The sequence below is a fragment of the Helicobacter sp. 23-1046 genome (assembly GCF_053654635.1).
Map to the genome: position 1 here is coordinate 1 of NZ_JBSIUS010000008.1, position 529 is coordinate 529.

The following is a 529-nucleotide window of genomic DNA, read 5'->3' on the forward strand; positions in this document are numbered from 1 at the left end:
GGGGAGTTTGGCAGTATGAGATTGAAACTAAAACAAGGTGAGTTAGCCACGCTAGAAAAGCTAGAAAATTTAGGCTTTGATAGCGTGGTGGTTGAGAAGCAAGAGAGTTTGCAAGGCGAAAAAGTCTATCGCATTGACATAATGCCACTAGATTCGTATCAGCACTTTATCGAATCTAAAAATGTGTCAAATGATATTAGCGTAGAGAAAAGATAAATGCAATGTTTGCAGGGAGCGGGACGACTTTGAAAGTCGCAAAAGAGCTAAAACGCAACTTTGTGGGCTATGAAATCTATCCGCATTACAAAGCCGTGATAGAGGAAAAGCTCGGCAATCATAAAGCCTCTTTACACAAAATTATTTAGGATTTTTCAAAATCATTTTGAGTATTGTGGCAAGTGAAGCAGTTTTAAAATTTAAAGGCAAAAAATGAGAGAATCTGTAAAATCTTACGCTATACAGGACTTGACACAAAGCACGACTAACGCAAGCACACTTGAGCTGCGCAATCTCACCATTGCCAATGGCG

At 39.3% G+C, this 529-nt stretch carries 2 pseudogenes; both read left to right on the forward strand.

Features of this window, described 5'->3' with window-relative positions:
* A pseudogene (locus tag ACWIUJ_RS09095) lies at positions 1-216 on the forward strand (hypothetical protein); the annotation flags it as partial.
* Between the two features lie 8 nt (positions 217-224).
* Positions 225-365 (forward strand): annotated as a pseudogene (locus tag ACWIUJ_RS09100) (DNA methyltransferase); the annotation flags it as partial.
* Positions 366-529 lie beyond the last annotated feature (164 nt).